Raw genomic sequence first — 14023 nt, 5'->3', positions numbered from 1 at the left:
CCAGTCATTCCAGAAGCTCCCAGCTCATAGCCGTACCACGCGCAATATCCGCGCGGGCTTTTTTACCGATCATATCAGGTAAATGTTTCGGCTTAAGGCCAAAACCCGGACGAATGACGCGCACATTATCCGCGCTTATATGCTCGCCGGCTTTAATATCTTTAACACAATAAACCGAACGTGAATGCTGATTGCCCTGACGGGATGGGGCATCAATAATACGGTCGCTGCCCAGCGCCTGAAATAATGCCCGCGCCTGCACTGCCATCGATTTAAATTCCTCTGGCTCAAGAGAAAACTCCGCATCCGGGCCGCCATCGCTGCGCTGCAGGGTAAAGTGCTTTTCAATGACTCTCGCCCCTAAAGCAACAGCACCGAGTACCGCAGTATTACCCAGACTGTGATCAGATAAACCGGTAATAACCGGTAAAGTGGCCAGGCGCTTAAGAACATTCAGATTCATATCCGCTTCGCTGGCCGGGTAACTGCTGATGCAGTGCAGAAATACCAGATCCTGCGCCCCGGCCTGCCTGAGCCAAAGCAGCGTTTCCTGAATTTCATTCCAATTGCTGACCCCGGACGATACCAGCACCGGTTTTCCGGTTCTGGCGACATACCCAAGCAGCTCAGGGTCCTGCGCTTCAAATGAGGCAATTTTATAAGCTGGGCAGTTAACCTCTTCCAGAATCCGCACGGCTTCTTTATCAAAAGGTGAACTGAACAGGGTTACGCCCTGCTGGCGGGCGTAACGGAATAACTCCTGCGTCCAGGATTTTGGCGCAGCAATATTTTTATAAAGCTGATAATAACTCTGCCCGGCCCAAAGCGGATCTTTAATAATAAAATCATCCAGATCACACTCGATGGTCAGGCTGTCGGCATCATAGGTCTGAATTTTTATCGCATCGGCACCGGCATTCATCGCCGCGTCAATGATGGCTTTGGCACGATCCATATCCTGCATATGATTATTGGACATTTCCGCAATGATATAGGGCGGATGATCGGCACCGATGATCTGATTATTAATGTTCATAGGAATACTCAAAGCGGTAATAGTCGATGCCCGCATTACGGGCAAAACCACCGTCTGTTGCCGGAGAATCTCCGACGTACAGCGGATGGCTGAACTGGTAATCCGCAAGCAGCCTGTCCCAGGCCCAGCGGGAAGGCTTCAGTTGCTCCGGACTGTGTTTATCACAATAAACAACTTTGCTGGCCAGAGAGTCCAGACCAAGACACTTCACTTTATGCTGCTGTAGTGCCGTGTGTCCGTTGGTTACGATAAACAAAGGCCGCCCCTGTAAGTTAGCCCTGATCTGTGCAATCAGGTTATGTTTGCTGACGAAGGCTGGTCGTTCATCACGGTAAAACTCAATCGCCCGGCTGACAATATCCGGACTGAGATTAAAACCGGCGAAAACGTCATCAAAAAGATGCGGATAGGTTGGTCCTAATCGCAATTTCTCGGCGGACATTTTTCTGGCCAGTCCGGAAACCGCCTCTCCCTGCTGCCCGAGCCAGTGCTCCAGCGCAGTAAAGATGCAATGGTCGTACTCCGCCTGCGCGTACAGGGTATTATCAAGATCAAACAACCATTCCTGATAAGGCTCCAAATGGATAAATAACTGCCTGATATTATCGGCAAGATCAGTAGACATACTCACTCCAATAACGGCAGAAGGTTTTTTCGGAGAGAGTAAATGCCGGTGGTTGTTCATCATTCAGCCAGAGACGGATAGCGGCATCTGCCAAATCAGCGCCTGCCAGTATGGTAAACATCAGACTTCCGGATAAGCGCGGATTAATTTCGATCAGCTTAGGTCCTGCATCTGTCAGCATAATCTGAATATTCACCAGCCCACGGAAATTCAGTTTCTTACTGACATCGGTCACTAATTCAAGTACCTGTGGATTCTGATCAATGCGGCCAATGGTCGATACACCGGCTGCCAGAAGACGCTGACGGGCAACCGCAGACAACAGTGCCGAGTCCTTGCCGAACAGACAATCAACGGTGTACTCAACGCCTTTAAGCTGCTGCTGCAGAATACCCTGCTCTTTTGCAGAAAGAAGTGCAAAAACAGCCTCATCATCAACCAGCATCACACCTTTTCCGCCACGACCGTTACGTGGCTTATATATCGCCGGAACATCAATGGCCCGCGGAGCAATGGCTAAATCATTATTCTCACAGAAAGTCTGAAAATTCAGTTTATCCAGACAAATGTTCATGCTCTGATCGGCAGACAGCATTATTTTGCTCTTCTGAATCCGTCCGGCGCCGGCATTGACAATCGCCAGCAGCTCTTCATCGATAAAGGGCAGGAAAAGATCACAGCGATCAAGCTGCTTTGCCAGAAACGGTAAATAGCCACAGTCTGTCGCCATGGGCGAAAGTAAAAAATCATCGCACATAGCCGCCCCTAAAGGCGCAGCATATTCATTGGCATCCATTCCAATAATGTAATAACCCTTTGAGCGCAGATGCTGCACCAGCGAGGCGGCGGCAGGTGAAGCGGCGGCACTGATCAGAATACGGGGTTTATTACGGATGTCTGACATACATTTCATTTCCTGATGGCCGGAATCCGGCACGGCGAAAACTGCGGCGCGATGCATAATTGCCATTTTTTATAGCCGCATATAAACGGCGTTCTGAATGCACAGAGGCACAAAGATTCAGGGCGATTGCTGCCAGACCAAGTCCCTGAAACCTGCGCGTTACAAGTACCGATATTTCAGCATCCCGGCGATTATGAATATCCAGACGGATATAACCCGCCGCCATTCCGCACAGCATGATTTTATAAAGAATAACGGCGCGGCTGCGTAAAACCTTGAGATACCATGAGCGGTGATCAGACCAGACCGGAACCTGTGGATTACGGAAAAAGCGTCTGGCACCGGGCTCTTTCTGCCACTGATAAAAAAGCGTGCAGTCCTGTGGTTGTGCTGCTGTTAATTGCAAATCCTGGCGGCTTTTACGCAACATTTCCCGCACAATGCGCTCTGGCCCAAAGCCATCAAATAATGCAGCAGCACACTGACTCATATGCTGTAACTGCTGCGGATTTTTCAGAACGTCAGCCAGTGCAGAAAGGTCAAGCTTTGTTGAACAGGTAAAATCACCGATGTTGACAGCCATTCCCGCACTGACCGCAGCCTGTGCCGTCGCCTTCTGATTATCTGCGATGACAACCAGCGCTGTTGGTAAACCACGGCTTGCTCTCTCCCAGGTTGAACTGCCACCGGCACCAATCGCCAGATTCACGCTGTCATAGAGCGAACACATATCCTGACAATAGGATTGCAATTGCACTGTGAAGGGGTAATACCCTGTGGTTATTTTTTCTGCGATCTGCGTATAGGAAACCGAGCGCTGATTGACCAGAACAACCAGCTGCAGATTCAGGCGTTGCGCCAGAGGCATCAATTGCTCAACGATATCGGCGCTGTAACCCGGTAAATCGGCACCGCCAAGGTTAATCAGGACTTTCAGCTGATTATTCTCTGAATAAATACGGTTTACTTTTTTGCGCATAAATTCCGGGCGCAGCAAAGAGAAACAGGCTCCGGTTAAGATCCGGCAAGTGCTGTCAGTCCAGGCTGAATAAGCCTCTGCATCGGCAGCCAGATTCTGATCCAGTAACAGATCACTCTGGTGCTGCCGGTGCGGCCAGTCATCCAGAGCCAGCAAACGACAACCAGTGCTTTTAAGCGCAGACTGCCACTCGGTATTCAGTTCATAATGATCAACAATAACCCAATGGGGTTGCCATAATCCTGCGAACTGCAGTGTAAGCTTTGCATCTTCCGCAATGGCTTCAGCAGAAGAAAGTTCAGAACACGGAATCAGATTAACCGGGAAGCCATAGCGGCTGATTAACGCCTGAGCATGCCCCGGTAGTTCGCGGCAGATAAAATGGCATTCAGCTCCGGCTTTGGCTAAAGCACCGGCCAGAGTCAGACAGCGCATGATGTGCCCATGGCCTATGGCCTCAGAAGCATCGGCCCTGATTAATACTCTCATACGGCTCGTAACAGGCGTACTCATCAGCGTATTCAACCCTGCGTTCCGGAAAAAGCCTGCATTTCCTGCATGGCACGGAACAGGTACTCCGCTCTCTGCCAGTCTTCCTCCGTATCAATGTCCTGTACCCGGTAGCGGGGAATAACCAGTGGCACAGAATCTGTGGAAAAGATCATTTTTTCCTGCAGCCAGGCTTCTGCGTTTCCCCAGTAAAACTGAGCGGCATCATGATATGCCTCTTCAAGTTCCTGCGAGCGCTTAACAAACAACTCCGGGTTAAACATCTCACCCCGCCCGGAGGGCAGAATTCGGAGAGCACGCTGTACCGGAGAGGGAAAACTGGCAACAGGAAACACATAGCTGACGCTGCTGTCGCGTAAAATAGTCTCCGCCTGCTGAATGTCTGTGGCAGAAATAAAAGGCGCGGTAGCATAAATACAGCAAACCTGTTCCGGCTCTTCACCCTGTTGCTTAAGCCAGTTAATAGCATGAGCGACTACCGGAATGGTCGCCGCCTGATCCGTTGCGAGCTCCACCGGGCGGGTAAAAGGCACTTCGGCGCCAAGAGCCCTGGCTACAGCTGCGATTTCTGCATCATCGGTCGACACAATAATACGATCAAAGCAGCCACTGGCACGCGCCGCCTCAACAGACCAGGCCATTACCGGTTTTCCGAAAAATGGCCGGATATTTTTTTTAGCAATCCGCTTGCTGCCACCACGGGCAGGAATTACAGCGACTTTCATAGCAATGCATCCGTAACGGCCTGAACAACGGAATTCTGTTGTTCTTCGGTCAGTGTATGATACATAGGCAGGCTGATTGCCTCCTGATAATAGCGCTCCGCCAGAGGAAAATCTCCGTTGCAAAATCCCATGGCCTGATAAAACGGCTGCAAATGCACCGGTATATAGTGCAGGTTCACTCCTATACCCTGCTCGCGCAATGCTTCAAATATCTGTCGATGAGTCTTGTTGATATTTTCCAACTGCAATCGAATAACGTACAGGTGCAGCCCGGAATAGCCGTCGGGGTTTTGCCAGGGCGTTGTTAGCGGCAGGTCAGCCAATAATTCGTTGTAACGATTTGCCAGTTCGTGCCGGCGCGCAACGAACTGGTCCAGCCGCTGCATCTGGCTGACTCCCAAAGCAGCCTGCAACTCAGTCATGCGATAGTTAAAACCGAGTGCTATCTGCTGATAATACCAGGGGCCATCCGGCTCTCTGGTCATTTGCGCCGGATCACGGGTAATACCGTGACTGCGCAGCAACATTAATTTTTCTGCCAGTACTGATGAATTGGTCAGCGCCGCACCGCCTTCTGCGGTTGTAATGATTTTTACCGGATGGAAACTGAAAACCGTAATATCACTGTGACGGCCACTGCCGATTGGCTGATTCTGGTATTGCCCACCAATTGCATGGGAAGCATCTTCAATCACCCGGAAGCCATAACGTTCGGCCAGCCGGCTTATTGCAGCCATATCACAGGGTTGACCACAGAGGTGAACAGCCACCACTGCTTTGGGCAGCATGCCCTTTTGCTCTGCCTGAATCAGTTTCTGTTCAAGCGCAAGCGGACACAGGTTGTATGTTTTTTCATCGATATCGACAAAATCAACCTGAGCGCCGCAGTATAAAGCACAGTTGGCCGAAGCAACGAAGGTAACCGGCGATGTCCAGACATAATCCCCTGGGCCAACATCCAGTGCCAGACAAGCAAGATGCAACGCCGAAGTCGCACTGTTAACCGCCACTGCATAAGCAGCACCGGTATAATCAGTTAATGCTTTTTCAAACAGAGGCACCTGAGGCCCCTGGGTCAGAAAATCTGATTGTAAAACATCAACAACAGCATCTATGTCCTGCTGGTTAATATCCTGACGACCATATGGAATCATTATCAAAGGTTTCCGATTTTATCCCGGTGTTTATCAATCCAGTCAGAGAGTTCCTCATCCGTCATCCATTCCTGATTATTATCGCTGGCATAGACAAAACCTTCAGGAACTTTAACGCCATTTTTAATCCGGCTTGGGCAGTGATCCCAGTCGTTGATTGCCGGTAAAATTTTAAAGTGCTCATCATACTCATAGGTATGGTAAGAATCTTCAACACCAATCATCTGCTCATGCAGTTTCTCACCCGGACGAATGCCAACGAACTCAATATCGGCTTCCGGTGCTACTACTCTGGCAATATCAGTGACTTTCATTGACGGAATTTTTTTAACGTAAATTTCACCACCAATCATGTCTTCAAAGGCATGCCATACCAGCTTTACCGCTTCATCCAGAGAAATCATAAAACGTGTCATGCGTTCGTCGGTAACCGGCAGCGTTCCCTTATCACGTATAGACATAAAGAATGGAATCACTGAGCCACGTGACCCCATTACGTTGCCATACCGGACCACGGAAAACCGCGTGCCATGCTCACCAGAGTAGGAATTGGATGCGACAAACAATTTATCAGATGCCAGTTTGGTCGCACCGTATAAATTAATCGGAGAACTGGCTTTATCAGTCGACAGAGCAACACAGCCTTTAATATCATGATCGATACAGGCATCAATGACATTCATTGCGCCATTAATATTGGTCTTGATGCATTCAAAGGGGTTGTATTCAGCGGTTGGTACAATTTTCGTCGCAGCGGCATGAATCACATAATCAACACCATCCAGCGCCCGGTATAACCGGTCTTTATCCCGCACGTCACCGATAAAAAACCGTACCCGCTTGTCACCGGCAAACATCTTTGCCATTTCCCATTGTTTCATTTCATCACGGGAAAAGATGATGATCTTTTTCGGGTTATATTTTTCCAGAGTCATCGGCACAAAAGCATGGCCAAACGACCCCGTTCCTCCGGTGACAAGCAATACCTTGTTATCAAACATTATGACTCTCCTGGAACGCCATAGCGGAACCGGTGACTATAAGTACCAAGCTACTACAGCTGATTGAACAATGACAACCTTGAGATGGTGGTATAGCTTTGCTGCGCCGCTTCCAGCAGAAAGCTCTGCAGTGACAGGCGGCTTACCGCCTCAGCAAAATCAACATCCGACAGTTTTGACAGTACTTCTTTGTTAACCAGACCAACATCCGCCGACAGGTTGCGGGTGTTATCCACAACATTCAGCCGGGCGCCGACCTGACTGCGGATTTCTGACACCGATGACTGGGCAAATGCCAGGTTGGTCAGTGTATCTTCAATCAGAATATCCAGTGTTTCCGAATCCACCACATTATCTTCCAGCGTATTCAGACCAGCGGTCAGACGGAAGATAGTGTCAGTGATACTCTGTTTGGGCGTCGAATTAGCCAGCACTTCATCACCCGGTTCCGGGTCACCATTCAGGGTAATGGTGAGACCGGCAACCACCACATCGGTACCCGGGCTGTATGCCTGATTACTCATACCTTCGACAACCCGGTTATCAGAAGCGCGGCGCACGGTGTAATTGGGACCCGCTGGTGTAATAGCAGACTCCGGATTAAAAGTGATGATCAGGTCATCAGGATAAAACTCTGCATATTTTTCTTCATCAATCACAAATCCGGGACTGATACGCATGGTGCCCTTGTTGAGCGGATTCAGCTCAGCAGTAAAGGTATTTTTAGCCGCTTCCACATCGACAAAAAGACTTTTACCGTTATCCCCGGTTGCAACATTGGTAGAAGCGCCAATGGTCAGAAAGCGTTGTCCTTCATCACCTTTGTAGTCATAGCGTCCACTGTCGTTTTTAACAAAAGGCGCATTGCCGCCTTTAAAACCAGCAAACACATATTCACCATTGGCATCACGGGTATTGAATAAATCGACCAGGCCTTCCTGAATCTGATAAACCTCAGCGGCAATCGCCTGACGGTCCGTCAGGGTCAGAGAGCCGCCACCGGCTTTAACCGTGAGTTCTTTCAGGCGGGTCAGGTTATCAGTAATAGACCCAAGGGTTGCATCTTCCAGTTTCAGGCGGTTATCGGCCGCTGTCATGTTGCGGTCATACTGATCCCGCAATGCCTGGTCCTGCTGCAGTTGAAGAATTTTTGTAGCAGCAATAGGGTCGTCGGCCGGTGTCAGTACGCGCCGGCCACTGGAAACCTGCTGCTGGGTTTTATTAACCGAAGACTGGTTATCCAGAATGCCATTAAGACCGGTATTAAAACTCTGCAATGTTGCTATACGCATCAGTAATCTCCTGCCAAAGCCTTAACGGAAGGTCGAAATCAAGGTATCAAAAATACTGCGCGCAACCTGAATTACCTGAGCACTGGCGTTATAGGCCAGTTCATATTTAATCAAGGCTGCCGCTTCTTCATCGAGGTTAACGCCAGACAGGCTGGTTACTGCACCCTCAGAGTTCCGTAACAATACCTCGCTGGAATCACGGTTAATCTGAGCGCGACTGGTTACAGAGCCAATTTCTTCAACCAACCGGGAGTAGGATTCCGAATAACTGGTATTTCCGGCCACCGTGTCTTCATTCTGCAGCGCTGCCAGAGCCACACCATTACGGCTGTCTGAAGTACCATCGGTATTAAATCCAACGGTGAATTCGTCACCTCTTTGTGCCAGACCACTGATTTCAACATCAAAACCAAAGTGCACTGGTTCGCCCACCGGATTCTCGGCGAACAAATTATTACCCGGCGGTTCGATATCCAGACTGTAACCGGGATCGGCAATCACTTTGATCTGTCCGCCCATGGATATTTTGGATGAGCCATGCACACCGGTGGCATTCATCGGCAGACGCGGTTGAAAACTGATGGTGCCACGCTCATCAATATCCACATCCAGATTGCCAGAAAAAGTAAAACCAGAATTTTCCAGCTGGGTACGGATAGCATCGACAACCTCAGCTCCCGTTGCATAGGTATCATTCAGCTCGATATTAAAGGTGCCCTGTCCCGGTACATCAAATTCGTAGGTGTAAGGACCACCCTCACTGAAGTCATAGCCATCGTACTCAGTCAGTGGCGTAAATGGCGCTTCGCCGGTTTCACGCAGAATAATGTCCTGACCATTACTGACGTTGAATCCGTCGCCATTGTCACCGGATATCTCCAGATTAATATCGTCACCATTCAGTGCGGTGATCACGACTCTGCTGCCATCACTGCGCGCAACGATCCCCAAATCCTGCAGATCACGATTGCTGTTAATGCGATCGGCAATAAAATCCGGCGTTACCGGGTCGGGTACTTCTTCCGGGTAATTGGCATCGTATTTCGTCTGATTCGGGCCAAGGGTATCGGTCAGAACAATTCCGTTCAGGCTGAACGTCATAGGCTGAAAAGGATTCGCATCGCTGCTGAAATCACTCAGCTCAACCGTTGTCCGTGCCAGGGCTTCAATACCCTCACGCTTGCTCAATTGCTCTGCAATTTCTTTTGCCGAGGCATTTGCCTTGGTAATTAATGTCGGCTGTGTCGTCACCTTGCCACTGACCGGGTCGGTATGGCTGATGACAATGCGTTCCGGGAAAAAGCCATTCTTCGGTGTCACATTAGTGGCCGGTGGTGGCGCCTGATAGGTTGTATTAACCGGCAGATAACCACCAAAGCTGGTAAAGGCTGTTTTGCCTTCATCAGCTGGCAGAATCGAATTACTGATACCCGGCACGTAAGTCTGATTCATCAGCGGCGGAAACAGCGGAATAGGCTTCCCCGGATCGGTGTTATCCAGCACATCGTAAGTGGTTGGCGAAGTGAAGCGGATCAACAGCGGTGGTGTCAGTTCACCTTCACGGGAAAAATAAGGCGTATTAATGTCATAAACACCACCCTGAGATATCGCTGCATTTCCCTGATTACCAATAGCGGAATCGGTCACAATCGGAGAAGCAACGGCAACCTGCTCAGGACGGGTGATATTAACCTGAACCTTAGTCGACTCATTACGCGTCGGCATGATGCGGAAGTCATCGCCCGCCTGAAAACTACCGGCTTCAAAGCGGATTTCAAATCCATCGACCTCTACGGAATCCGGAAAACTGCCGGTCAATGCTCCGCTGCTGACGATTTTATCGTCATCCAGGCGTTTAATGCGGTAGGTGTAATCATCCGGACCGGGAAATTCCACCTGATACTCACTGGTGGTTAATGCTCCGGCATCTTTAATATGAACACTCAACAAGCGGTCATTCGGGCGGGCATTCTGACTATCACCAAGAACACGTGTGTAGGTTTTTTCCGGTGCGTTAATATCGGTAAAAAAGTTCTCGCCCATTTTACCGTCGTAATCGATGCCCAGCTTGTGTTGTTCGTTAAAGGTCTGATTTATGACCAGCGCCAGACGTCCCAACCCACTGAGTACCGGATCCAGAACTTCATTACGGAACTCCAGTGTTCCCCCCAGCTGACCACCAACAATTTCGTCGGTGACATTCTGAATCACATCGCCTTTACGGAAGTACAGATCGGAGCGGGATGGATCAGAGCCACCGGCATCGGCAAATACTTCGTTGTAGTCATTACCAATAACCAATGCCTGGCCATTGCCGATAAAAACGTTCCAGACCGAATCGTCTTGTTCTACAACATTTACTTTTACCAGCTCGGAAAGGTCTTTAACTAATTTATCACGGGCATCCAGTAAATCGCTGGGTTCGATACCATTGGCCGATGCGGTGGCAAACTGAATCTGCTCATTCAGCTCAGCAATGCCTTCTGCAATGGTGGTAATCTGCCCGGCCATGACATCCATCTGGCCATTAATAATATCGTTCTGTGCATACAGGCGGTCACTGATCGAGGTAAAACGATCAACCAGACCATTACTCTCTGAAATTAATACTGCCCGTGCCGGCAATGAAGCCGGATCATCCACCACAGCCTGCAGGGATGAAAACATACGCTCCAGACCCGGCTGCACACCAGTGCCGGAATCGGCCAGTAAACTGTCAATCTGTTCTGCGTTTAAAGCCAGCGTATCGAAGCCATTAAAGGTTGAGGTATCACGCCAGAGTTGCTCAGTCAGAAACTGATCATAAACACGATTAACGGTATCGACATTAACGCCTGAACCTACCCAGACACCGCCTTTATTCTGCGGACTGACTGCACTCTGGCCAATCACCTGACGGCTGTAACCCTCTGTGCCGGCATTGGTAATATTGTGGCCGGTAATGGTTAATGCCGTCTGGCTTGCGCGCAGGCCGGAAATACCAATTTCAAGAATACTAGCCATCGTTGCGATCTCCGGTCAGCGGCGCTGACGAACGCAGTTGCTCCAGTGCAGAATTCAGGGTTGTACTTTGTGAAATACGCTGAATTTTTGCTCCATATTGTGGATCGGTGGCATAGCCGGCCTGCTGCAGGGCATAACCGTAATGTCCGGCGCCCAGATTCTGACCAATGGCCTGCTGATAACGCTCGGCTCCCTGCAGGAAGTCGGCATAGTCGCGCACACCTTCTTCCATCGACGAGTAAGAGCGGAACGGCGCCCGTTCTTTTACGGCCAGACCGTCGCGGTATTCGTGGGTAACCACGTCGACCCGCTCACCCTGCCAGCGGCTGTCGGCTTTAATGCCAAAAAAATTAAAACTGTTGCGACCCTGATCATCGCTGATCATATATTTTCCCCAGCCCGTTTCGAGCGCAGCCTGGGCAACGATGGCTTTCGGTTCGACCCCTAACTCAGCGCCGACTTTTTCTGCCAGCGGATAAAGAGCGGCAACGAACTCTGCCGGAGTGGCAAACTGTTGCCCTTTATTACCGCTGCCGCTGGCTGCTACAAGCGGTGTTGTATCCGCAGCAACAGAATGTTCACTGGCTGTGACCGCTGCCTGAGGCCGAGGACGAAGCTGATGCAGTTCAGCATCAACGGCATCCATCGTCGCATTGAGGGCAGTAACATGAGAGGGAGAAACCATCGGTAGCGGTGAACGTGCGCGACGGTCAAATAACTTGCCCTGATCCAGCTCTTTGGCTTCGTTATTGTTGTCACCGTAGCTGGACATCAGCTGGCGATAGATAACCTGAGAAAGCCCCATGCCCTGCTGGCCGGAGAGCGACAGCGCCATCTGATCGTCATACATTTTGCGGTAGAAATCGGTTTCCGGAGAATTGAACATCGAGTCTTCTTCGAACACCTTGTTGGCGTCACGCATGGACGACATCATCATGTTCAGAAACATCGATTCAAACTGCTTGGCAACTTCCATCAGCGCGGCGTTTTTATCGTCTTTTCCCAACGAACGAATACCCTGCAGGGCATTCAGGTCGGTATAAATCTGGGCGCTCTGTGGTTGAGTCTGGATCATAACAATCTCCTTTGTTAGGGAAACTGCAAGATGTTTGCCAATTGACTGATTAAGCGAGTGTAAAGAGAGAAGAAAAAATCCGGACAAAAGCCCGGATTTTGAGTTTGAATAACATCAGCATCTGAGCCATTTCTGCCAGTAAAGTCTGATGAGCTGAACAGGCATTGCCTCAGTGTGACAATTGTTCGTATTCAGAAGGTTTTTTCTTTTTCTCGTTCCCAGGCTCTGCGTGGGAATGCAACGGTGTCAGCAAAGACTACCACGCAGAGCGTGGGAGCCAGATGTACGCTTTCAATGCGGCAACTGTTCGTATTGGGAAAGCTTTTTCTTGCCGCTCTGACGGCTGGCAATGCTTTTCTGCTCCTGCTGCAGATCGGCCAGCAACTGCTGCTCTTCCTGCAGCAAACCTTCCAGAAACTCCTGCTGCTCATTGGTCATATCAATCAGCTCACTGATCTGGGCAAACCACTGCTGCAGTAATTCGTTGCGCCGCTGAATCCGTTCATCGACACCCTCACGAACCCCCTGACGAATCAGCGAGCGGAGTTCCAGGGACAGGTTTTTTACCTGCTCAAACAATTCAGCACTCATATTCGTGTTCTCTTTATGTTTATTCGTATCAGATAACAATCAATTCAGCCTTTAACGCACCGGCCTGCTTCATTGCTTCAAGAATAGCCATTAAATCACCGGGCGCAGCCCCTACTTCGTTAACGGCTTTAACAATACTGTCGAGGGATACACCAGGACCAAATTTAAACATACGGTTATCGCCACCGTTATCGATATTAATATTGGTCTGCGGTACGACGACGGTTTCGCCATCGGCAAGGGCATTGGGCTGGGAAACCTGAAAATCTTCGGTAATGGTTACGACCAGGCTGCCGTGGGTAACCGCCACCGGCTCAATCATTACATTCTGCCCGATCACAATAGTACCGGTGCGGGAGTTGATAATAACTTTGGCCCGTTCTTTTCCGGTTTCAATTTCCAGATTTTCAATAATGGATAAATAACTGACGCGCTGACTGGTATCACGCGGTGCACTGACGCGGATCGACGTTGCGTCCAGCGCTTCAGCGGTTCCCGGTCCGAGTAAGGTATTGATGCGCTCAACCATCGCACGGGCCGTGGTAAAGTCCGGCTGGTCGAGGTTAAAAATCAGGCTGTCACCACGGGAAAAATTGCTGGGCACGGTTTGCTCCACAGAAGCACCGTTAGGAATACGGCCGACACTGGGTACATTCACGGTAATTTTTGAACCATCATTACCTTCAGCGCCAAAACCACCAACCACCAGATTACCCTGGGCAACCGCGTAAATATTTCCGTCGGCACCTTTGAGCGGAGTAAACATCAATGCGCCACCACGCAGGCTTTTGGCATTACCTAATGAGGCAACGGTGACATCCACCCGTTGTCCGGGCTTGGCAAAGGCCGGTAATTCTGCAGTAACCGATACCGCCGCCACATTTTTTAATTTCGGATCGACACCGGCCGGCAGGGTAATGCCGAATTCGGCCATCATGTTGCGGAAGGTCTGAGTGGTGAACGGTGCTTTATCACCGGTACCATCCAGCCCCACCACCAGACCATACCCCACCAGCTGGTTGGTACGCACACCGGAAATACTGGTGATGTCTTTAATCCGTTCAGCCTGTACGGCCGGTGCCAGAAAAACTGACACCACAAACAGACAACTCAGAAAACGTAACATGG

Annotated in this window: 12 protein-coding genes; all 12 read right to left on the bottom strand. The window is 50.0% G+C overall.

The window, feature by feature from the left end:
- Positions 1-4: 4 nt before the first annotated feature.
- Positions 5-1036 (bottom strand): pseudaminic acid synthase, encoded by a 1032-nt coding sequence (pseI, locus tag B3P58_RS17575; protein ID WP_286719364.1) that lies wholly within the window; start codon positions 1034-1036, stop codon positions 5-7.
- Entirely contained in the window at positions 1026-1661 is a 636-nt protein-coding gene (locus B3P58_RS17570; protein ID WP_286719362.1) for an HAD family hydrolase, read from the bottom strand. Before B3P58_RS17570 ends, pseI begins: the two co-directional genes overlap by 11 nt.
- Positions 1651-2565, bottom strand: a complete 915-nt coding sequence (locus B3P58_RS17565) for an ATP-grasp domain-containing protein (protein WP_286719360.1) — start codon at positions 2563-2565, stop codon at positions 1651-1653. The genes B3P58_RS17570 and B3P58_RS17565 overlap by 11 nt, the downstream gene beginning before the upstream one ends.
- The gene (gene pseG / locus B3P58_RS17560; protein ID WP_286719451.1) at positions 2549-4033 is read right to left on the bottom strand and encodes a UDP-2,4-diacetamido-2,4,6-trideoxy-beta-L-altropyranose hydrolase; all 1485 of its coding nucleotides are present in this window, start codon (positions 4031-4033) and stop codon (positions 2549-2551) included. The genes B3P58_RS17565 and pseG overlap by 17 nt, the downstream gene beginning before the upstream one ends.
- Positions 4034-4065: 32 nt before the next feature.
- Complete coding sequence (pseF, locus tag B3P58_RS17555; RefSeq protein WP_286719358.1) at positions 4066-4779, bottom strand: pseudaminic acid cytidylyltransferase; 714 nt, start codon at positions 4777-4779, stop codon at positions 4066-4068.
- A complete protein-coding gene (gene pseC / locus B3P58_RS17550) occupies positions 4776-5933 on the bottom strand; it encodes a UDP-4-amino-4,6-dideoxy-N-acetyl-beta-L-altrosamine transaminase (protein ID WP_286719356.1) in 1158 nt (385 codons plus the stop codon). The genes pseF and pseC overlap by 4 nt, the downstream gene beginning before the upstream one ends.
- A 2-nt stretch (positions 5934-5935) precedes the next feature.
- Positions 5936-6934, bottom strand: coding sequence for a UDP-N-acetylglucosamine 4,6-dehydratase (inverting) (pseB, locus tag B3P58_RS17545; RefSeq protein WP_225693488.1), 999 nt, complete (start codon positions 6932-6934; stop codon positions 5936-5938).
- Between the two features lie 53 nt (positions 6935-6987).
- Positions 6988-8226 (bottom strand): flagellar hook-associated protein FlgL, encoded by a 1239-nt coding sequence (gene flgL / locus B3P58_RS17540; protein WP_145465826.1) that lies wholly within the window; start codon positions 8224-8226, stop codon positions 6988-6990.
- A gap of 21 nt (positions 8227-8247) precedes the next feature.
- Positions 8248-11229 (bottom strand): flagellar hook-associated protein FlgK, encoded by a 2982-nt coding sequence (gene flgK, locus B3P58_RS17535; RefSeq protein ID WP_225693484.1) that lies wholly within the window; start codon positions 11227-11229, stop codon positions 8248-8250.
- Positions 11222-12304 (bottom strand): flagellar assembly peptidoglycan hydrolase FlgJ, encoded by a 1083-nt coding sequence (gene flgJ, locus B3P58_RS17530; RefSeq protein ID WP_286719353.1) that lies wholly within the window; start codon positions 12302-12304, stop codon positions 11222-11224. Before flgJ ends, flgK begins: the two co-directional genes overlap by 8 nt.
- Before the next feature lie 291 nt (positions 12305-12595).
- Positions 12596-12895, bottom strand: a complete 300-nt coding sequence (locus B3P58_RS17525; protein ID WP_145465829.1) for a hypothetical protein — start codon at positions 12893-12895, stop codon at positions 12596-12598.
- A gap of 28 nt (positions 12896-12923) precedes the next feature.
- Positions 12924-14021 (bottom strand): flagellar basal body P-ring protein FlgI, encoded by a 1098-nt coding sequence (locus B3P58_RS17520; protein WP_145465830.1) that lies wholly within the window; start codon positions 14019-14021, stop codon positions 12924-12926.
- Positions 14022-14023 lie beyond the last annotated feature (2 nt).

Source organism: Thalassolituus sp. UBA2009 (genome assembly GCF_002335285.1).
Taxonomy (GTDB): domain Bacteria; phylum Pseudomonadota; class Gammaproteobacteria; order Pseudomonadales; family Oceanobacteraceae; genus Venatoribacter; species Venatoribacter alkanivorans.
The sequence above is the reverse complement of the archived record's forward strand: the minus strand, read 5'-3'. Positions and strand labels throughout refer to the sequence as shown.